Below are 18538 nucleotides of genomic sequence, written 5' to 3' on the forward strand. Positions count from 1 at the left end.
TCAAACAGGCATACTTACGTCCTTTGTAAACGCAAATCTTCTTCCTGACCTGTTTTATGAACTGTATTGGCAAGCTTGTGGCAACCCCACGAATAGAATTCGGATGAAACGAGCTGTTACAGGTGTTTCCAATTCTGATCTGATTGAAAACGATGCTGTAAATTGATTGAATGGATTTAGGTCGTTCGAGCCGTTTTTGGATCCGGGAATCACGTGCAGAGATGTCTCGGCCGCCTATAAAATTGACGAGCATTATCCCGTATTTCCACCCCTGTTTCGTCCATATAAATAAGGGTCAGGTCAACAAGATTGGTTTTTTGAGACACACAACTCCGGAGCTTAGTAGCACAAATCCGGAAAAGCTTTCACCTCCCCCTCAAAGTACATGGAACGTAAATTAAAATCCCAGATTTGTGTTACTTTTTAACTATGTTCGCATACATAACTAGGGAGTAATGGGTAGAGCGCAACAAAAATGATTTTGAACCCCCTAATAATTCATGCATTCCTGCAAGAATGTATTATGAGATTTCCAATCAAATTTTTGCCCCGCAAAATTGCAGATGCCTAATTTCATCAATCTACGATTTCAGAAAAGGATCATCAAAGATGACAGACAAGTCAAACTCTGACGAGCCCGACAGCTCCGCCTCCGGCAACCGCCCCAGGCCCAACATACGTCGGCCCAAACCACGCCCCAAGGGGCTCGCAGGAATCGCAAGCGCTTCCAATGTTGACAAAACCTCCGGCCCTGTCACCAGGCGCCCATCAACCAATGTTGACAAAAATAAAACAAATACCAATGTTGACAATCCGCAGGCGGCTCGCCCCCAACAGCATACCAATGTTGACAAAAAAGAAGAGCAAGGCCACCAGCCAAATACCAATGTTGACAATTATGATAGTGAAGCTCCCACTCCACAAAGCTTCCAGTTTCCTGGTGCCCAAACAAACACTAAAAGGGATCCTTCAAAACCCAAGGGTCCCAGCAAGGAAGTGCTAGAACGCATCCAGGCCAGTAAGCGTCAGCTCATGACTGACAACAGAGACCTAGATCAAAACAAAGGCGCCTCACCTTCCCGGCCGTCACCCTCCCCCTTCGCAAACACGAAGCACACCACAATCTCCAAGAAGACATCAGCCCAGTACCTGAACCGAGGGCGCCTTCTCATAAATCGCTATAAGCGAGAGCAAAGTATCCCACTCGACTACGACGATTTCGATGCCCACGAATTCGTGCTATGGCTGCTCTCTCAAAAACCAACTTTGAAGTCCTCTACCTGGCGGGTGTACAGGCAGGCTGCCTATCATACTTTGCAGGCGAAACCTGATGACGATATTGAGGATGCCCTCGAGCTGCTCAACAATGACATCTCCGGAAGAGATCCAGAAGACGACGTCTCCTCGGCCGATGAAACCGATGAAAATGATAATGAGCCCAAACGTCGTAGTTACAGGACCTCTGCAAAGAAGGAGAAAAGGTTTCCAAAAGCGGAGCTGGAGAAGTACCTCGCATTCCTTCAGTACAAATCACGTTCAAAATTGGCGCCCGTTCTCACAGACCTTCTGATCGCATCCATTTATTGTGGTCTTCGGCCGATTGAGTGGAGAGCGACAGCTTTCGAAACATCACGGGATCCGTCGACACAAAAACTCTACGCCTGGCTTTATGTGCTCAATGCCAAAACAACGAACGCGCGCGGCAATGGCCTGGTGAGAACATTGGACCTGTCTGATGTCCCAGCCCGGATCCTGAATGCAATCAAGCGAACTTCCGAACGAGGGCTCTCCTGGTTCGAGGAGGGAAAATATGAAGAGATGCAGTCTCAGATCTCACAGCTTGTGTATCAGATCGGGGACACACTCTACCCCAGACGGAAGAAGCACTTCAGCCTCTACAGCTGTCGACATCAGTTCATCGCAAATATGAAATCTGTGATGGAGCCTGAGGAGGTCTCTGCCCTAGCCGGACATGTGGTCACGAAAACCGCCCAGCAAAATTATGGGAAGAAGCGAGCAGCCTGGTCACCGGGTGATCTCAGATATCATGCAAAGCCCATCGACGAGGAAGTCGAGACAGTCCGCAAGACAGCCAGCTTCTACAAAGATCGCATCGAGAAGCTCAAGATGGCAGGTCTCATCCATGGCAACACAGACGAGAGCTGGCCCACCTAATAAGGAGCCAAGAAGCCATCCAGGAGGAGCGAAAAGTCATAAATTTCTCCTCCTGGAAATATCTCCGAAGTTTATGCCTGAAGCATAAAGTCTCCAAAAAAATGGTACGTTCGGCTACCAAAAAAATAAAAATGGTAAGCGAACGTACCATTTTTCATATTATGATGACCAAGCCAAATCTTTGGATATCTCACATCATTTTATTGGTTTCATGACGGCGCGCGCTGGGGAATCCGATCCACCTCGAGGAGAACCACCTCATATTATTGGATCACTTAATCGAGGCTTAAAGTCGCCTTGATATGATCTACTGGAAACCATCCAGGACTGACAATGAGAACCTCTACCAAACAATCAGGAATCGACTTTTCTCGAGCTGATCACCTTCAAAAGGATGAGGTGGTATCTAGAAAGGGATTGGTTGATGCGACCCTGGTCCAGAAAATGGATGAACCCAAGCATCTGGTTGATTGGTATCGTCTATCTAATAATGAGGAAATCAAAATCCCGGCGGGATGTGCCATGGCTTTCAAGGTCGACGGCGGCTGGAAGAAATCTCATTTTTTTGAAGACGGCCGTATCGTAGGTCCGTTGGTCTGCGCGGTTGATGCAGTGGAGTGGACCTGTCCCGCTTTCGTGCCGCCCCAAGTGCTCGTTTAAGCCACTTTCCGTTCGAAGGCGACGGGGCTTTTCCAGCCCAGTGCTGAGTGGCGTCGCCGTGGGTTGTAGAAGCCGTTGATGTATTCAAAGATCGCCATCTCAGCTTGCCGCCGTGTTTCCCATGACCTGCGCCAAATGAGTTCAGCTTTGATGGTTTTGAAGAATGTCTCGACGGCAGCATTGTCGTAACAATTGCCCTTGCCAGACATCGACACCTTGAAGCCGTGCTGGCGCAGAAGTTTCTGGTAGTCGTGCGAACAATATTGCGACCCGCGATCCGTATGGTGGATGCAGCCCTTGGGCGGTGCCCTGAACGCAATTGCCATCTTCAAAGCCCGTATTGCCAAGTCTCGTTTCATACGGTTGCTGACCGCCCAGCCGATCACGCGCCTTGAATGCAGGTCGAGGATGACAGCCAAATACAGCCATCCCTCACGCGTCCAGACATAGCTGATGTCACCGGCCCATTTCTGGTTCGGTTGGTCAGCCATAAAATCCCGGTCCAGCAGGTTTGGCGCAATATTGAACTTGTGATCACTGTCTGTCGTCACCTTGTGTTTACGGGTTCGCACCACGGATATGCCGTTCTGGCGCATCAAACGACCCACACGGCGGTGACCGACATTCAGGCCGATCTCCTTCAGTTCTTCTGTCATGCGCGGCCTGCCATAGCTGCCCAGGCTGAGACGGGATTGTTCTTTGATGTGCGCCAAGGTGACCAGATCAGACCGCTGTCTGCGGCTGGCAGGACGGCTTCGGAATGCTCGCAAACCGCGCGAACTGACACCGACAACGTGACACAAGCGGTTCACGGGGAAGTGGCTCCGGTGTTCCTCGACAAACCTAAATCTCATTGCTTTAGGCCCGCAAAGAACTGGGTGGCCTTTTTTAGGATTTCCCTCTCCTCCTTGAGAAGACGGTTCTCGCGCCGAAGTCGCTCATTCTCTTGGGCGAGGCTCAAATCCTCTTTCGGCACCACGTCTGTGCCTCGGTGCGCGGTGATCCATTTGTTAAGCGTCGACATGCCAACACCCAGATCGTCAGCCACCTGCTTGCGCGTCAACCCACTCGTCAGTGCGATACGCACCGCATCTTGGCGGAATTCGTCCGTCCGTTTCAGTCCCATAGTCAGTCTCCTTTGGTGCAGTAAATGCTATCAAAGGAGCGGCATCAAACCGCGACAGGTCCAGAGAGCCCGAAGAAATTATACCGGTCCCGTTTCTTTCATCAGATGTCACCCTTCGACGCGATAATCATGCTGGTCATAACTTTCGTCTTTGGGGTGACCCTTTTCCCGAGACCAGACGAGATTGACCTGATGTACTATGTGGCAACCTTTGCGACGGCGATCACTTCCTTCGCTTTCCTGGGTTTCACGAGAATATTCCTGAATTACCGATTTCCATACTGGCGAGGTGACGAGGCCTGCTTGGAGAAGCTCAAGGAAACTACAAAGGGCCTAGTCGAGATCTGATATTTTCAGAGAGACGGTAGCGAGCTGATCTTCGACGGTCCCATCACAGACTCTGGCGCCATTAATCTCCTCATAATGATGACGGTGTATGCTGGAAGGAACATATTCCAGGTGTAGTCATGACCACAGTCTCAAACCATATTTCAGATATCGATCTATCCAAAACCGTTCCCCTTCGAAAAGATCAGGTTGTGACCCATAAGGGGATTGTTGATGCGACGCTCATTCAAAGAACTTCCGATCCAAAACATCTGTTTGATTGGCATCGCCTAGCATCATGGGATGAATTAGATGTACCGGCGGGTCATGCTTTAATTTTCAAGATCGAAGGTGGTTGGAAACGAGCGGAGTTTTTTGATGACGGCCGACTGAAAGGGCCCCTTACTTTTGCGATTGACGAGATCAGGTCCCCGAAGAAGTCCTACGCGTCTATAAAAGTTGATCGCAAATTACCAACCGACCTCATTATTCTTTTTATGATTATAGTGGGTATTCTTGTGTCTTTTTCGATTGTCGATCAAAGAGCGATAGTAACATTCTTTGTTGAGGTCTTCGTTTTGATCGCTCTGGTCCTAGGTCTGCTGAGTTTTATGATCGCCTCGATTAAAGATCGAATTCCGGTTTGGAGAGGCGATGATGCATGTCTAAAAAAACTGAAAGATCTCTACAAGGGCCCGCAGATGGTTTGATCTCATCTTGTTGATTGAGGGTCACTGATAATTATGGAGCAAGGACTTCCTGATCTTTGAGATCGAGATCTTTGCGTGCGGCGCCCAGCGCTTCTTCAGCTTCCTGCAATTCAAGATCCATGTGGTCCAGAACTCGGCATTGTGTGGGGTTGTCGATCAACCAAGCATTATTCTGGGATCGTAGCTCGGCGACTTTGGTTTCAAGGTCTTCAATCGAGGGCATGTCATAATACTCCGGCATCTATAATATTCTGGGGCTTGCTCCCCTTAATGTATTTTACTGCTCGCGAAGTCTTTGATGCGGCCGATTGATTTTATGCTGACCGTCTATCAGGTTGGCACTTTGATGGTGCCTTATATTTTTAGAAGAACCCTGGTGTGGGTTCAGTCTTTGGGGTGAGCCATTTATCTGCGCCCAGCGCACGAAGGGTTGCATCAGTTGGTTTGAAATCCTGCTTGAAGACCTCGAAGGCTTCTTTGTGCTCAAAGCGACCTGGAACAGTGATGTTTGCAAACACAACCGGGAGGCACGCAAGATAGCAGCCAGACCCAAGTTGGATCTGCGGAGTAGCCGGAAGAGCATACACTTCGAACTCTGCTCGTTCATAGCCCTCGTAATTTTCCATACTACGCAGCTGATTGTCCCGGCTTGTGAACGGGTTCAGGTATCCATCAGATTGCCTTGGCTGATTGGGATTGAAAAACCTAATCGCTGTATGGGAGGTCGTGTAGCGGTTGATGTTTGTTCGCTGTTCTTCAGTCAGCGCACGGGCGTCAATGACGAAGCCCTTGCTGTTGGAGCACTCAAACCAGAAGGCGCCCCGACGATTAGTATTGAAACGTGTGGTTCCGAAAGTGATCCAATTGCGATCAGGGCGACCAAAAACGGCTTCTGCGAAGTTACGAGCAATCTTAGCGTTCAACATGACGATCACCTTCTCCGTACCTTGGCTACCCCTTCCTCATGAAGAGATGAAACGTAATTAACTAAAGACCAAAATCAGATCAAGCATTATTTTGTCAACAATCAAACTAATCATACAATAATGATTGATAGATCACGGTATGAAGCATTTTCGGCCGCGATTAAGCTGATCTTTAGTGGTCTCCCAGCGCCTGCATGTCTTCTTCAAGGCATTTTAGGAAGACATCTAAGCCGCCCGCACCGAACTCTACAGCGCTTAAAATTTCCATCGATTGGGTAATCTCACTCGAGGACATGAAGGGCACCGCCGGGTGATCGTCTGAGAAAACCGCAGACAAGTACGTAATGGCTTCAAGAGAGCTGTCGCAGGTTTCCGACATATCCTTGATCGTAGCTTCCAGCTCCGGCGTAAGCTTTGCTATTTTCACATCATGAGCGTCCTTCATGCGCTCACACACACTCGCCATATTTTTGAAGGGTCTTTGAAGGTATCAGGTCAAACAGGCGGCGAGTGATGACAAGTATCCCCGATATAACTGATTAAAGACAAAGTTTGGACATACTTCGAGTTCAGCTTGGCCTCATTAATATCAATGATCAGGATTTCCCATGAAAGTTCTCTCGATAAAAGCCACCGTACGAGCTGCACTCGTGATGACGGCCTTCGCACTACAGCCCCACTCGGTCTCTGCCCAACCACTGAGCTACGAGAAGAAGTACTGCCTTGGCATGGCTGGCGTTACCGCTGGTACAATGGAGATGGTGCAGGCCGGACGCCGGTCGTGGTCCCAAATCCAAAATCAGCTGGTCAAAACGGTGAGGCAGGCCCAGTGGCCTCTCAATCAAGCTGACTACGATAGCGCTGTGAATATGGGGATGACCGGCGTGCGCAATGGTGATGATCCTCGAGCCGTCGCTCAATTCATCTTAAGGGAATGCATACAGTACGCTTGGTATAATCGCTGAACTAACAACTCTTGCAGCTCAGGCCACCCTTAAGGTCTTAGGTCGACCCCCAGCTCTTCCATGTCGAACTCGAAGTTCTTGAAGAAGACATCAAAGCTTCTGGCGCTGGCCTCGACATTGGTGATGATGGCCATCGATTCAATGATTTTGTTTGCAGGCAAGAAGGGTACGACATCGTGGTCGTTTGAGAAAACCGCAGACAGATAGTTGATGGCTTCGATTGTGAGAGTACAGGTTTCCGTCATGTCGTGGATTGTTTTCGCCAGTTTTGGTGCTGTCTCCCTTACCGGCTCAAGGTCAGAGTGCTTCATTCTCTCACATATATCGGCCGCAGCGATCAACGACCTCTGATGGCTTTCATAGAGCTTCTTAACGCTAGCAACCTTTTTGACGACGTCCTGAAAAGATGCGGTGGTACCCATGACCTATATTCCTGTGTGAACTTTAGCCGGACCTTAAAGAGCCCGAGTTAAGACAAGATTTATGATTTCGACCGCCTGGAGGTGATCCATTTTACTTCCGAGACCATGTAAAGATCTCAGACCCTGATGACACGTTTAGGTTAAAGGAGACAGACGTGATTAAACTTGAAAACAACGAGCTCGTCCTGGAGGAGATGGACCGGCTTGATGACTTGGCGTGCGCCTCGGATGCGCACATCCCCTTTGAAGCTGCTATCACTTATTATGAGGGCGATGAGGCATTCAAAAAATATGAAAAACATGTAGAAGGCTGCATATACTGCAAGGAGATGATTTCAGCAATCAAAGCCATCTGACATATCTTCTTTATGCTTGCGTATTCATGCAGATAGAAGTAACCTAATATCATTATAAATGATGCCTATTAGGAGAACTTCATGTCCGATGCACGCCTTGAGCAACTGGTCGACAACTGCCGCGCGGAGATGGGCCCTGAGGTTTTCGAGCAATTCAAGAACGATCTGGGTGGCCGCAAGAAGGCCCCTGCTCGTGAACGCACCATGACATGCGGGATCTGCTCAGGTTCGGGCAAGGCGCCTGCATTTGCGGGTGGTGGCCCCTGTGCGGGCTGTGAAGGCCACGGTAAGTTCTGATCTAGGAGAGCCAGATGCGAACAGCTTATTTGATCACGCCATTTCTCAAGCACCTCAGCAATACACGTCGGGCGGAAATGGGGCCTAAGGCTCTTGAAGAACTCAAAAGGAAGTTGGGCGCCCCGGAGGGTACTTTGGGCGACGGCCGAACGAAATCTTGTGAAACCTGCGACGGCTTAGGAGTGACATCCGGGTTTACCGGTCATGCTCTCTGCAATGACTGTGAAGGCTACGGAGCCATCAAGCCTCAAGCAGCATAAAGGTATCTTGCAACGATACTTTTGGCCACCCATACTCTTCATAGGTATCGTTTTGAAGGTACATTATGCAGATCACGGATAAAGCGTGCTTGTCTCCAGAAGAGGCCGACAAATGCCAAAATTAAAGCCCCTTACCAGAAGCGAGACGAGAGCACGTCGTCAGGAGGTTTTCTTGAAAGCTTGCGCGGGAGAACTTGCCCTGCCCAGCGCGGTCCGTGAAATTCGTAAGTCGCTTGGCATGACACAGGCGATCTTTGCGAAGCACTTCGGGCTCACACGGATTCAGGTAATCGATCTAGAAAAAGGGAAGGCCAACCCTACCCTCGAGACCCTCATGAAAATCGGGCGGCCCTTCGGTTTCCAGGTTGGCTTCATCCCTAAGAATAAGCCCCCTGAAGAACTGCTTAGCAGAAATCGCTCGAGCTGACCTCGATCTCAGCCTTATGGAGCTGATCGCCACGCGCCATGACGCGTTCTAGGTGCGTTTTGCATGCCCAGTTCTCGACGGTGATGCCCAGGATCTTACTGGCGGGCACATACCCAAACACCATGACTTCGGCCGCATCTCTTGATGGGCGATGATCAGGGACATTGAAGTAACTCCTCCACGTACTCCCCATGTGGTCCCAATCTTCGAACATACTGTCGAAGTGTTTGGCGTCGTTCAGCCTGCTGTACTTGCGGACATTTTTACACGCTGCATTGTCCCAGCAGAACCGGCATGTATGTGTCCATAAAATCTCTGCGTCGATTTCCAGGATCGCCCAGTTGCAGTTGTCTTCTTTCATCTTCCGCTTCAACATAGCGCTGTTGATGCCTTCGATACTCATTGAGATCGTATGAGGAAACCCATCCAGCCTCTGACTATCAGTTCCATAAGCATCAATCCCCTGGTCGTTCTCCTCAAGGAAGGTCCTGGTGTGCAGACCATGAGTAAGGATACTTTCGACGTTCTGGAATGGTGTGAAGTGACCCAGCTTCTTGATGCCACGCGCTTCAGCAACGCGTCTGATGGTTCTCTGTTCGTAATTCAATTCTGGTCACTCCCAATGATAGCTCAATTATAATAAGTGCTTTATTGATTGGGAACATCCTTTTTTAAGTTGCATATTTCTCTATATTGCCCAGTTACGCCTTAGAGCATCATAAAGGAAAAATTATGACATCACCCGATGACAGACTGATCCCAGTGAAGGATTTTAATGGAAATCCAGCCTATCTTCGTCGCAAGAACCTGCTGGAAATCTGTGTGAACTACGAGATCAGCGCATCGGCCGCTCAGATCAACACAGGAGAACCTCTTTACGAGTTCGAGAATGGGGACAAGCTTCTCTTCTGCCTTATTGAGGTGGGCACTCCAGCGCTCAAGAATATGTCGGATGCTGAGCTGTCTTTCTACTGGGCGCGCGCCCGGCATGACTACCTGAACCTCTATAAAGAAGACATGCTGCTCATCGAATATGGCATCCACTTCACCCCCATCCCGAAGGACATCGCAGAGCAGGTTATGGAAGACATCGAGGTCGAGCGCCTGAAGCAAGAATTGGCACTCGAGCAACCTGAGATCTTTACCCTTAAGGATAACGACACTGAGGATGCCCCTGAGGTGCGAGCAGAACTCCACAAGTACGATCACTGTGTTGAGCTTATTTTGCGCGCGGAAGAGCAGCCTGATGATGAGGCTCGCATTGTTCGTCTGGAGATGGACGACACCCAGCTTCGTGTGATGTGTGCGAACCAGTCCAAGGAAGCCGGTATCGTTGTGGAGATCCCTGAACTCGGGGAGATGGATGTTCAGACAGCGGCGTATTATCAGGCGCCCTTCGTGGACGATCCGGAGCCCGGCGGCCCATAAGGGACACGGATCCTGCATACCCGCACGCAGCTTAGAAATCGTACCCCACAGGGGGAGGACTGGTGTATGTCCGCACCTGTTGTCCGTTGAGCGATTTCAACAGCTGAAGACATCTGGCCTAAGCTTTCAGTCCGCTTCAATGAAGACCCGTCGCCCTAACCTTACATGGATTGTAGATCTAATCTCCTTATGATAACCATGCCATATCGACAGTAAACTGGACTATCCATGCTTTCTCTTGATTTCAACTTCACCTGGCCCGAGAGACATACCGATACCAGGATGCATCAGCTGTTCAGTCTCGTCAGAGATCAGCTTCCACAAGCTATTATCGACCAGGAACGAAAGCTAGATTTGACGGAGACGATCTCCGAGTTTAATGATGAACGACGCGATCTGGAAAAGATGTTTGTCGACCACTCCAGAGAGCAGAGCTATGACAGGAACCCGGGCAGCTACATGCCTGATAGAAGGTGCACCTGTATCGCTTGTGGATGGGATCTGGGGTATGAACGAGGCGTACTGAAACATTTTAGTCACCATCAATGCCCAGTATTCGATGTCATGGTCTATACGGCCGAACAGACCTTTATTAACTCATATCGGATGACCCAAGAGCGCGACCGCAAGGTCGAGGAAGACCGCATTTTCAACAGTGTTCTTTACAAGACAAGCCTGCATTACAAGGCTGAGCCGCTTTCAAAATCTTACCGGCATCGGGTCACACAGGAAGGCATGGAATTTGCAGAGAACCGCCTTGCCCAGCTGGGCTTCGAAAAGGTTGAGAGAAAACTGAAGGGCGACCGTAAGAAGGTTCTCTGGGAGAGGATGTATTCGGGCTTCTATGTGATTGCGGATCCCACCCACAGCAGCCACATCAACTTTCGCGCCTATACGCCTGATCAGCAGGAGACCATCAAGGAAGCAAAGCGACCTAGGACCCGAGTTCTTGAAGTTGTCGAGCCAATTGCGTCCATCAATGATGCCAAGACCAAAAAGCTCGAGGATCACTTCGAACAGCGCATGTGTGAGCTACTGAATGAAACCGAGCTTGATTGAAGCCTTTATGAGGGATTTTCGATCATATTTTCCAAAAATAGAAGCCTTTCGGAGATCAGGCTCGCAATATCGTCGATAGCTCTAGAACTCTCCTCAAGCTCTCCGACCAATTCCTCGCCCTTTTGAGCCGTACCATCGCTAAGGTAGCCTATCTCATCTATAGCTGCGCCATATTGCTCGTCTAGACAAGACAACAGATCGTTGAAGTCCCCTGCACGAACAATGCTGCCATCAAGAATTTTGATAACCTTCAACAGCTCCTCCTGAACTACCTCGGAAATATCGCAGGTCAACAGACCTTGCGCGACAGTTCTCGAATGAATGACAGTGTTCAGAGAACGAACATTTGCTTGGTGAACAGACTTTATCCGGTCTGCCAACCGCTTTGAGGAGGCTCTGTCGCTCATATCGTTTATCTTTCCCAATTTTACTCCTTGGGTAGGATACAATGGCTATAGTTAATGGAGGATTTCGATCTTAAACGTTATGAGATAGTCGAATATTTGGATTCATCTAGTTGTCCAAATTCAAGTAATTGATGGTGTCCAAGTACAAGTACTTACCGCTTGGACGGCATCCTTTATTACGAAATGTTCAGATGCTCCGGCAGATCTTCAGCCTCTCCATCCTCATCATGGCCCAAATACGCCAACAACGCCTCATTGGCCCGATGTTGAGCGTTCTTGACGATTAACGCCAGCTCGCCTGTAGAAGGGTCATCCTCGTCGATATTGATGCCCTTCTTGGCATCATCCAGCCATTTGCAGAAGTCGACATACTCGCCATAGGCCCGCATAACCGAACGCCGTGATACCTTCTTTTTAGCCATCTTCATCTCCTCGGGGTAACCCCCATATAATCATATTTTTGCCTACACTCTCTGACACAGAAAGCAGAATGGCAAGATGTGCTTTCATGAACACTCTTAAGCATATCATAGAACTATCCTATTGTGTTGACAATCTATTTATGTAATACCATGATTATACCGAAATTGAAGATTGATTGAGAGTATTTAATCATGGACGAAGAACAGCAAATGAATGCAGCGGTGAACGAAGATCGTGCCTTTCACGAACGCAAGGCTATGGCCGCCTCAGAGTTCACTGCCAACAACGGTGAACTGGCCGCGCAATACGGCGAGACCCGTAAAGTTAGCGACGCACTCGTCAAAAACCTTGAAGAGACGCTTGGCAAATATGGCCTCAAGGTCGTTGAAGCCGACGCTTAATTAAATACGTGGAACGGAGCACTTATGGCACTTTCATTGAAAGATCTCGAACGCATTTTCCCGGCCGATGAGCCAGCCTTTACGCCTCCGTTCCACGTCCACGCTGATGAGAATGGTGAAGTTCACATTTACGATGCTGAGGACGCTCTTTTCACGTCGTTTTGCCGGGTGACCCAGATGCCCATTGGTGATGACCGCGCCTTACGTGCCGAAGAGGCTTACTGGGAAAAAGAGGCAGGTCGCATTGTGATCGCTCTGAACGCCGCCTACCCCAAGCCTGCCTGATTACGGAGAGATATATGAAGTTGCCCCACAACGTACAGCACGCAATGAGACTTTGCCGCAAGAACCAGGAGCTGGATGGCTGGTGCAAGGCTAGCAAGGTAGTCCTCGAAAATATCATTCCTGAAGTCCCTGAGGATCTGATGGAGCGCGAGGTCTTTGAAAGTGGCGCCGGTCGTGTACGCCTTACTGAACGCGGCAATGTGGTGGCGGATTACCTATGACCCTGCACCCAGCGCACACCAACGAGATGCCCGAGACACCTATTCACGGAAGCTATGAAGGCGACGTATGCAACCGCAACGGATGTAGTGGTCATATTTCGCTCGAAAAAGATGGCGGCTGTAGCTGCCACATCTCTGCGCCCTGCTCGCCTTGCATGGCTTCCTACATGACCTGCCCCGCATGCGACTGGTCTGAACACGACGACATTTGAGGTCCAAAAATATGAGAACTAAGAAAACAGAACGAGAAGAAGCTGCCTATATTGCTGGCCGTATTGATGCTCAAGTCTTGTGCAATATGTACTTCTATAGGACCGGTATTTCTGCACCTGAGCTGCACGGTGGTAGCGATGATGAGATGGCGGCGCACCAATCGGCGGTAGAGGCCGCTGCGATCCAGTTTGCAGAAGCCTATGGCCCTCTTCCAGATGCTCAAGGTGGGGATGCAAAGGCCAAGGAAGTCATGGCGGATCGCCTTCATCAAATTTTAGTCGCGAATGGCCTCCAAATCATCCCCTTGCGCAAACAGCACAAAGACCGGGAGTAGAACCATGCGCACACCTCGAGAAAGAGCCCTGGAAGATGCCCTCAGAGAACTCGAAAAGGCAAACGAAGCTGTTTGCGCAGGACGCACCCAGCGCACGTACCACCAAATGTTGGAAGATGGTCAAGGAGACGATCTCCTGCGCCTTGATGAGGCGCGATCTAAAGCTCGATCACTGCTTTCGAAATAACCTGGAGTTCTACTGATGCCAAAGCGTGTCCAAGTCCTGAAAGCCAAACCCGGTCAGCTGCGTGCAGGCTGGGGGTGCCCTGGGAAAGGTCAAACCCCTGATCTCTGCTACGCTTGGGGGGGCTCCGGGTCGCAATCGCCAGATGCGCGTGTTCTCTGCAATATCCTAGAGGAAGCCCCAACATCGAGCGGTCGGTCCCTGCGTGAAGAACTTGAAGCACGTGGGTACGACATCACGACGTTGAAGTTCAGCATTGAGATCAAATCTGAATAATATGAAAGCCAACAAGCTCTAAAATAATGGTAGCCTATCCCAAGCGGGTCTCAGCCCTTAAAGAGCTTCTCGAAGAAATCGGTGAGGACACGTCACCACCTCACATCCCCTAAGCGGCCTGCGTCACATCCCTAAAGGTCTCGCTGTCCCCGGTCGCGTCTGTCAGCCTGTTGAATTCTAGGTGAAAGGTCGTGCCCTTGCCAACTTCACTGACATAATCAATTTCAGCATCATGGCGTTCGATTATCTGTTGGCTAATATTGAGGCCGAGTCCGGTTCCACCTACCTTCCTAATGTCGGAGGAGTCCACTTGGGTGAATTTTCCAAATACAACGTCTCTCACCCCATCCGGAATCCCGACGCCTTCATCTTGTACTGAAATGCGGACGCGATCATCTATGGCGCTTACATTGACCGTGACGACGGCCCCTTCATCCGAAAACTTGAGTGCGTTGGAAAGCAGGTTATTCAGCACCTGGATGAGCCGCTTTTGGTCGGCCTTGATCACGCAACCTTCTTCACAAGCGTCAATCTCAACCTGAACACCTACTTTACTGGCATAGCCTGCGGTCGCATCTATCGCTTCGCGCACCAGGTCGCCTGCATCCATCGGCTTGAACTCAAACACCATCTCGCCAGCTTCCAGCTTCTGGAGGTCCAACAAGTCCTCTACTAAAGCATGAAGTCTGTGCCCGTTGCGTGCAGCGATATTGAGAACGGGCATAAGGCTATCCGGGAATGCCTGCGCTTTGTTGTTCTTCATGAGTTCTAGGGAACCGATAATTGACGTCAACGGCGTGCGCAGCTCATGACTAACGACGCTGAGAAATTGTGATTTCACCTCCAAGGCTGCCTTAGTCCGCTCGTTTTCTTCCTTCAGCCGATCCATCTGTTTGATGTTCCACTGATACCCTAGGTAGAACTTCATCGCTATGTCACCGATGAAGTAGAGTACAAAGATGACCGTCCAAAGCTCTAGCCAGATGTTGGAGCTAAGGGGCGGGGTGAACCTAAAAACATCAAGAAGTGCGATATATACAAACGCAAACATGTAGATAGAGAGGCGCAATAAAAGGATGCCTGACATCTGACTGTTATACATTGCTGCAAACACCGATGCTGAGAGCATGAAGAAGAGTGGTGTAAAGTGCCCCGGTGCGGCTTGCTGAACGGCAATGTTGATAATGAATGCCGATATCGCCACAGCGCTAATGGTGGTATTTATGGCTATGCGCTTAAGGATCTTCCGGCCGGTGATCAGATCCTGACCATCCCAGTTCTTAGCAGACCAACCAAGACGAACATCAAGCAACTCGGTAAGGACTACGATACTGTAGTAACCAAAGACTGTGATCGCATCAAAGTAGATTGCCGCCAGTATAGCAGCCGCTAAGAAACTGCCTTGGCGCTTCCATATGAACTTATTGGCAAGAGCTATATAGTCCTTGATCTTCTGCTCTCGCCCCTCAGGATTGAACCAATCGAGCCAGGTTGCCTGTAGTTTCGTTAGGGCGTTCATGCCAACCTCTAGTGATTCACTTTTGACCTGTGATATTTCCCTATTGTGTTTATTCTTAGGCGAAATCCAGGAGAAAGAAGGCTTTTGGCTACCAACTTGCCTGTTCCAGCATCAGGCCGTCAGAACCAAATTCACCTAAGCTCACGAACCCTAGGCATGATTTCATGCTACCCTGAATCTAGGGTATTTGGAAGTTTCATAAATGCCGGTGAGCTCTGGGAAGGGAATGTTAGCCTCAGGGAAGTCATCCAAGGGACCAAAGACCGGATTTTTTGTTAACACATCGTCGCGCTGCTGTCGGAAGTTTGCTGTGAGAAGGTGTACTGGCTTAGCCAAACCCGGATAGCTGCGAGCTGACATTTCCTGCTCATAGCCTAGGTAGCGCCGATAGAAAGCGGTATGTTCTGACCGAACAGGCGCAAGAGCCAAATCAACATCATAAAACATGGCTGCAAGGAACGGTATGCGCAAAGTGAGGAAGTGCAACGGGACACGATTTTTGCGCGCGGCCGGATCGATGACAAATCGTGTTGGATCGAGGACGGTCTGGCCGCAGGAAACGCGTTCCCGTATTTCGGGAAACACCTCAAGTGTTGGAGAAGGGTGTGAAACCTTTGAAATGAGATGAAGGCGTACTGCTGCCGAGAGTCGACCTGACATCTCTATTCCTACATGGACGCAGTTTTCGGTCTCATCGAAGGGATCTGTCATGAGTTCGCTTTCGTTTTGTCCAATCGAGTTCTCGGCTCGATAGCATGCATACCGAAGGTGGTATATTTTCTCGAGATCCTGCTTCTCGGTCCAAACTTTATAGCGGACGTTGTTAAGTGCTTCGATAACCTGTCTATTCATGGGTGCCCCCCTATCGATGGTGTTCTACACCTTAGCGCGACATACGAGGAGATCGCTCTGATCACGATATACGGCTTCTTGCCTGATAATATCGAACTCCGCAGCAGTAACAGCTGATGCTATTTCTTCCTCGGTATGCGTCCAGTACGAGCCTTTCATTTGCGCCTCGTAGATGGCCTTGTTTTGCTTAGCGACTTGTCTACCCTGCCAGAAAATCTTGAGCGCACCTATCAGACCGTGTTTCCTCTTCAACTCAGTGAAAAGGTAGCTACGCCAGTCGGCTACATCCATGTGGCGGCCAAGATCGATAAGATATAGGTATCCGCCCGGTCTTAGTATTCTACGTAGGTCGTGGAGACGGCGCGCAGAATCTGGCATGGCATAGAGTGCATGGACGCAGATAACGAGATCGGCAGCTCCTGTTGCACTGACATCTTGAAGGTCCAGGTTGTAGTAAATGATATTTTTGTGAGCCGACAACTTGGATTGTGCGGCCCGGATCATCTCAGGGTCCGGTTCAATCAGTCGTATTTCGCTGTCAGGAAATGCCTTAGCCGCAATTTGGGTGTAGTTCCCCGTACCACCCCCGATATCGTAGATCACACTAGGGGGCTCTATCGTCGTTACAAAGTCTTCAAAGCCCTGCATGAGCGCCTGGTACTCAGGGTTGTGATCGGAGAGTAGATCATAAGCTGCTGCATATGCGCTCCAATCGGCTCTGACCGGCTGATCAGCTTCCAAGTGGGCAGGTGACCTGGGAGAGGGTTCTTTTTTGGAGGCGGATGACGACATTGGTGAGGAAGCTCCGAAATCTTAACTAAGGATGGCGGCCATCCGGTCATAAGGTCAATGTTGACAACAGTTTACGATGCGGAGCTAATTCTACAAGGCGATCCGCTCACATTGTTCATATTTTGGTACGGCAATTCGCCAAGTGCTCAAATAGACGCCGGGCCGTCACAAACGTCCGGGTGCTTTGAAGTGCCCCCACCTCTAAGCCACACACGATATATGCATCAACCGGAATACAGCCTCTAATTGTGGTGCGCACTGTAGAACGGGAATGGCTGCCACCCTACTCAGAGAGGCTGTACTGACACCGGCGCCAACCTCATTTCTGAGGCTAAAATGTGACACCGGAGAGGCAAAAACTTCATAGTACAGGGTGAAATTTCACTGATCTGCCCCAGTACGACCCCATTCTTTTGCGACAAAATGACGAATCGAAAGTCTCGATAATCTTGGAGTTGTGATGAAAGTTTTCGTGGTCTGTGGTGATCCAAAGGTGCGCGTTTCAGGCCATAGCGATGGACTTGAGTTGGAGCTGGTCGCCCACTTTTTGGGCATGGCCTTACATCAAAATGACAATGCGGAACCATCGGCAAATCCAACACGACTTGTCTCGACCTCAAGTTTCCCCAAAAGAGCGTCATCGCCTGATCTTTGACGCTGCGCACTTAAACCCAAAAAGGAGAAAAATCAGAACCTTCATCTTCAAGGGCATACAATCATATTTTTGATGAAGTAGCCGTCCCATACGATCAACAACGTAGACCAACGACAGTTCTCGCGCCTATTTTAAGCGCAACATTGTCCGTCGAGCAAAGACCTAGAACAACTCAGCCTTCATTGAAGTGTCGGCTGGTAGGCGTGCGTCAGATATTAAGAATGCAAGTTTAGAGAGTACGCGCCACGTGGCGGCCTGCTTGGGCCGCCGTTATGAAAACCCTTTTATAGCTGAGATTTGAGACATGCTTGACCTATTTTTCCTACCTTACATTACAGCAATCATTTTACTTATCGTGATAGCCCTGATCTTTTTTACACGTGATATTCCGATGGCTTGGCCACCGATATTCTTTGCGGTGATCTGCGTAGTCATCATCCCTCTCGCGCTTATCAGCTACAAGGCAGAGGCCACCACGAGAGAATGGATCAGGTCACACGATGACATGTCATCCCTGAGCACCAGCGCCTTTTAATGGTGTGATTTATAGTACGCGTGACAGCGAGCGTCGCCTATGTTCCCTTGCATGCAGGCTGGCCTACTCTACCTCGTATTTATTCAGAGGCCTCAGGACGACATGAGGGGGCATTCTGGAAGACACAATGCTCTTCTGCTCAAGTCTCTCCTGAATGGCCTTCTGCCTGCGTCTGGCCACCTCTGTATCGAGCAGATTGGAGACAGCATTTAACTTTCGGGCATCCTCACCTGCTCCCAGACCCAGGTCCCTTAATATTTTTCTGGCCGCTACAAGATCGGCCGTAGACACCTCCGACATAAT

General features: G+C 49.7%; 25 protein-coding genes. 14 read left to right on the plus strand and 11 right to left on the minus strand.

Going from position 1 to position 18538, the window contains the following annotated elements; genetic code table 11:
* Nucleotides 1-609: 609 nt before the first annotated feature.
* Together J7392_RS01035 and J7392_RS01040 are read left to right on the plus strand one after the other, a co-directional pair.
* Nucleotides 610-2175, plus strand: a complete 1566-nt coding sequence (locus J7392_RS01035) for a hypothetical protein (RefSeq protein WP_209215727.1) — start codon at nucleotides 610-612, stop codon at nucleotides 2173-2175.
* 333 nt (nucleotides 2176-2508) lie between these two features.
* Entirely contained in the window at nucleotides 2509-2835 is a 327-nt protein-coding gene (locus J7392_RS01040) for a hypothetical protein (RefSeq protein WP_209215728.1), read from the plus strand.
* Here J7392_RS01040 and J7392_RS01045 read toward each other — a convergent pair.
* Nucleotides 2832-3961 (minus strand): IS3 family transposase gene (locus J7392_RS01045; protein WP_209215729.1). Its coding sequence is split into 2 segments (ribosomal slippage): nucleotides 2832-3718 and nucleotides 3718-3961, totalling 1131 coding nucleotides; the frame shifts between segments, so codons are not numbered across the junction. The two genes, J7392_RS01040 and J7392_RS01045, sit on opposite strands and share 4 nt — an antisense overlap.
* 467 nt (nucleotides 3962-4428) lie before the next feature.
* On the opposite strand from J7392_RS01045, the gene J7392_RS01050 reads away from it, so the two are divergent.
* Nucleotides 4429-4998 (plus strand): hypothetical protein, encoded by a 570-nt coding sequence (locus tag J7392_RS01050; protein WP_209215730.1) that lies wholly within the window; start codon nucleotides 4429-4431, stop codon nucleotides 4996-4998.
* A 31-nt stretch (nucleotides 4999-5029) separates the two neighbouring features.
* On the opposite strand, the gene J7392_RS01055 is transcribed toward J7392_RS01050, so the two are convergent.
* From J7392_RS01055 to J7392_RS01065, 3 genes are all read right to left on the minus strand, one after another.
* A complete protein-coding gene (locus J7392_RS01055; protein WP_209215731.1) occupies nucleotides 5030-5221 on the minus strand; it encodes a hypothetical protein in 192 nt (63 codons plus the stop codon).
* 139 nt (nucleotides 5222-5360) lie between these two features.
* Nucleotides 5361-5924: a hypothetical protein gene (locus J7392_RS01060; RefSeq protein ID WP_209215732.1), complete on the minus strand. Its 564-nt coding sequence runs from the start codon at nucleotides 5922-5924 to the stop codon at nucleotides 5361-5363.
* Between the two features lie 172 nt (nucleotides 5925-6096).
* A complete protein-coding gene (locus J7392_RS01065; protein WP_209215733.1) occupies nucleotides 6097-6369 on the minus strand; it encodes a hypothetical protein in 273 nt (90 codons plus the stop codon).
* 163 nt (nucleotides 6370-6532) lie between these two features.
* Here J7392_RS01065 and J7392_RS01070 point away from each other — a divergent pair, with 163 nt between their 5' ends.
* Complete coding sequence (locus J7392_RS01070; RefSeq protein WP_209215734.1) at nucleotides 6533-6889, plus strand: hypothetical protein; 357 nt, start codon at nucleotides 6533-6535, stop codon at nucleotides 6887-6889.
* Between the two features lie 29 nt (nucleotides 6890-6918).
* On the opposite strand, the gene J7392_RS01075 is transcribed toward J7392_RS01070, so the two are convergent.
* Complete coding sequence (locus tag J7392_RS01075) at nucleotides 6919-7311, minus strand: hypothetical protein (RefSeq protein WP_209215735.1); 393 nt, start codon at nucleotides 7309-7311, stop codon at nucleotides 6919-6921.
* Nucleotides 7312-7466: 155 nt separating this feature from the next.
* On the opposite strand from J7392_RS01075, the gene J7392_RS01080 reads away from it, so the two are divergent.
* From J7392_RS01080 to J7392_RS01090, 3 genes are all read left to right on the plus strand, one after another.
* The gene (locus J7392_RS01080) at nucleotides 7467-7667 is read left to right on the plus strand and encodes a hypothetical protein (RefSeq protein ID WP_209215736.1); all 201 of its coding nucleotides are present in this window, start codon (nucleotides 7467-7469) and stop codon (nucleotides 7665-7667) included.
* 81 nt (nucleotides 7668-7748) lie between these two features.
* Entirely contained in the window at nucleotides 7749-7964 is a 216-nt protein-coding gene (locus J7392_RS01085) for a hypothetical protein (protein ID WP_209215737.1), read from the plus strand.
* A 432-nt stretch (nucleotides 7965-8396) separates the two neighbouring features.
* Entirely contained in the window at nucleotides 8397-8651 is a 255-nt protein-coding gene (locus tag J7392_RS01090) for a helix-turn-helix domain-containing protein (RefSeq protein ID WP_247744444.1), read from the plus strand.
* Here the strand turns inward: J7392_RS01090 and J7392_RS01095 are convergent.
* The gene (locus J7392_RS01095) at nucleotides 8629-9258 is read right to left on the minus strand and encodes a DarT ssDNA thymidine ADP-ribosyltransferase family protein (RefSeq protein WP_209215739.1); all 630 of its coding nucleotides are present in this window, start codon (nucleotides 9256-9258) and stop codon (nucleotides 8629-8631) included. The two genes, J7392_RS01090 and J7392_RS01095, sit on opposite strands and share 23 nt — an antisense overlap.
* A 125-nt stretch (nucleotides 9259-9383) precedes the next feature.
* Between J7392_RS01095 and J7392_RS01100 the strand changes: the two genes are divergently transcribed.
* Together J7392_RS01100 and J7392_RS01105 are read left to right on the plus strand one after the other, a co-directional pair.
* Nucleotides 9384-10079, plus strand: a complete 696-nt coding sequence (locus J7392_RS01100; protein ID WP_209215740.1) for a hypothetical protein — start codon at nucleotides 9384-9386, stop codon at nucleotides 10077-10079.
* Nucleotides 10080-10307: 228 nt separating this feature from the next.
* The gene (locus J7392_RS01105; RefSeq protein ID WP_209215741.1) at nucleotides 10308-11138 is read left to right on the plus strand and encodes a hypothetical protein; all 831 of its coding nucleotides are present in this window, start codon (nucleotides 10308-10310) and stop codon (nucleotides 11136-11138) included.
* Nucleotides 11139-11143: 5 nt separating this feature from the next.
* Here the strand turns inward: J7392_RS01105 and J7392_RS01110 are convergent, their stop codons facing one another.
* Together J7392_RS01110 and J7392_RS01115 are read right to left on the minus strand one after the other, a co-directional pair.
* Nucleotides 11144-11545, minus strand: a complete 402-nt coding sequence (locus tag J7392_RS01110; protein ID WP_209215742.1) for a hypothetical protein — start codon at nucleotides 11543-11545, stop codon at nucleotides 11144-11146.
* 176 nt (nucleotides 11546-11721) lie between these two features.
* Complete coding sequence (locus J7392_RS01115; RefSeq protein ID WP_209215743.1) at nucleotides 11722-11967, minus strand: hypothetical protein; 246 nt, start codon at nucleotides 11965-11967, stop codon at nucleotides 11722-11724.
* Nucleotides 11968-12159: 192 nt separating this feature from the next.
* On the opposite strand from J7392_RS01115, the gene J7392_RS01120 reads away from it, so the two are divergent.
* From J7392_RS01120 to J7392_RS01135, 4 genes are all read left to right on the plus strand, one after another.
* On the plus strand, nucleotides 12160-12369 hold the full coding sequence (locus J7392_RS01120) for a hypothetical protein (RefSeq protein WP_209215744.1): 210 nt from the start codon (nucleotides 12160-12162) through the stop codon (nucleotides 12367-12369).
* A 24-nt stretch (nucleotides 12370-12393) separates the two neighbouring features.
* Nucleotides 12394-12654, plus strand: coding sequence for a hypothetical protein (locus J7392_RS01125; protein ID WP_209215745.1), 261 nt, complete (start codon nucleotides 12394-12396; stop codon nucleotides 12652-12654).
* Nucleotides 12655-12668: 14 nt separating this feature from the next.
* Nucleotides 12669-12875: a hypothetical protein gene (locus J7392_RS01130; RefSeq protein WP_209215746.1), complete on the plus strand. Its 207-nt coding sequence runs from the start codon at nucleotides 12669-12671 to the stop codon at nucleotides 12873-12875.
* Nucleotides 12876-13098: 223 nt separating this feature from the next.
* The gene (locus J7392_RS01135; RefSeq protein WP_209215747.1) at nucleotides 13099-13422 is read left to right on the plus strand and encodes a hypothetical protein; all 324 of its coding nucleotides are present in this window, start codon (nucleotides 13099-13101) and stop codon (nucleotides 13420-13422) included.
* Between the two features lie 569 nt (nucleotides 13423-13991).
* On the opposite strand, the gene J7392_RS01140 is transcribed toward J7392_RS01135, so the two are convergent.
* The 3 genes from J7392_RS01140 to J7392_RS01150 form a co-directional block, all read right to left on the minus strand.
* Nucleotides 13992-15401, minus strand: a complete 1410-nt coding sequence (locus tag J7392_RS01140) for a HAMP domain-containing sensor histidine kinase (RefSeq protein ID WP_209215748.1) — start codon at nucleotides 15399-15401, stop codon at nucleotides 13992-13994.
* A gap of 162 nt (nucleotides 15402-15563) precedes the next feature.
* On the minus strand, nucleotides 15564-16253 hold the full coding sequence (locus J7392_RS01145; RefSeq protein ID WP_209215749.1) for a GNAT family N-acetyltransferase: 690 nt from the start codon (nucleotides 16251-16253) through the stop codon (nucleotides 15564-15566).
* A gap of 24 nt (nucleotides 16254-16277) precedes the next feature.
* A complete protein-coding gene (locus J7392_RS01150) occupies nucleotides 16278-17045 on the minus strand; it encodes a class I SAM-dependent methyltransferase (RefSeq protein ID WP_209215750.1) in 768 nt (255 codons plus the stop codon).
* Between the two features lie 460 nt (nucleotides 17046-17505).
* On the opposite strand from J7392_RS01150, the gene J7392_RS01155 reads away from it, so the two are divergent.
* Entirely contained in the window at nucleotides 17506-17700 is a 195-nt protein-coding gene (locus J7392_RS01155; protein WP_209215751.1) for a hypothetical protein, read from the plus strand.
* The last annotated feature ends 838 nt before the right edge of the window (nucleotides 17701-18538 follow it).

This window comes from Sulfitobacter sp. R18_1, assembly GCF_017743915.1.
GTDB lineage: Bacteria > Pseudomonadota > Alphaproteobacteria > Rhodobacterales > Rhodobacteraceae > Sulfitobacter > Sulfitobacter faviae.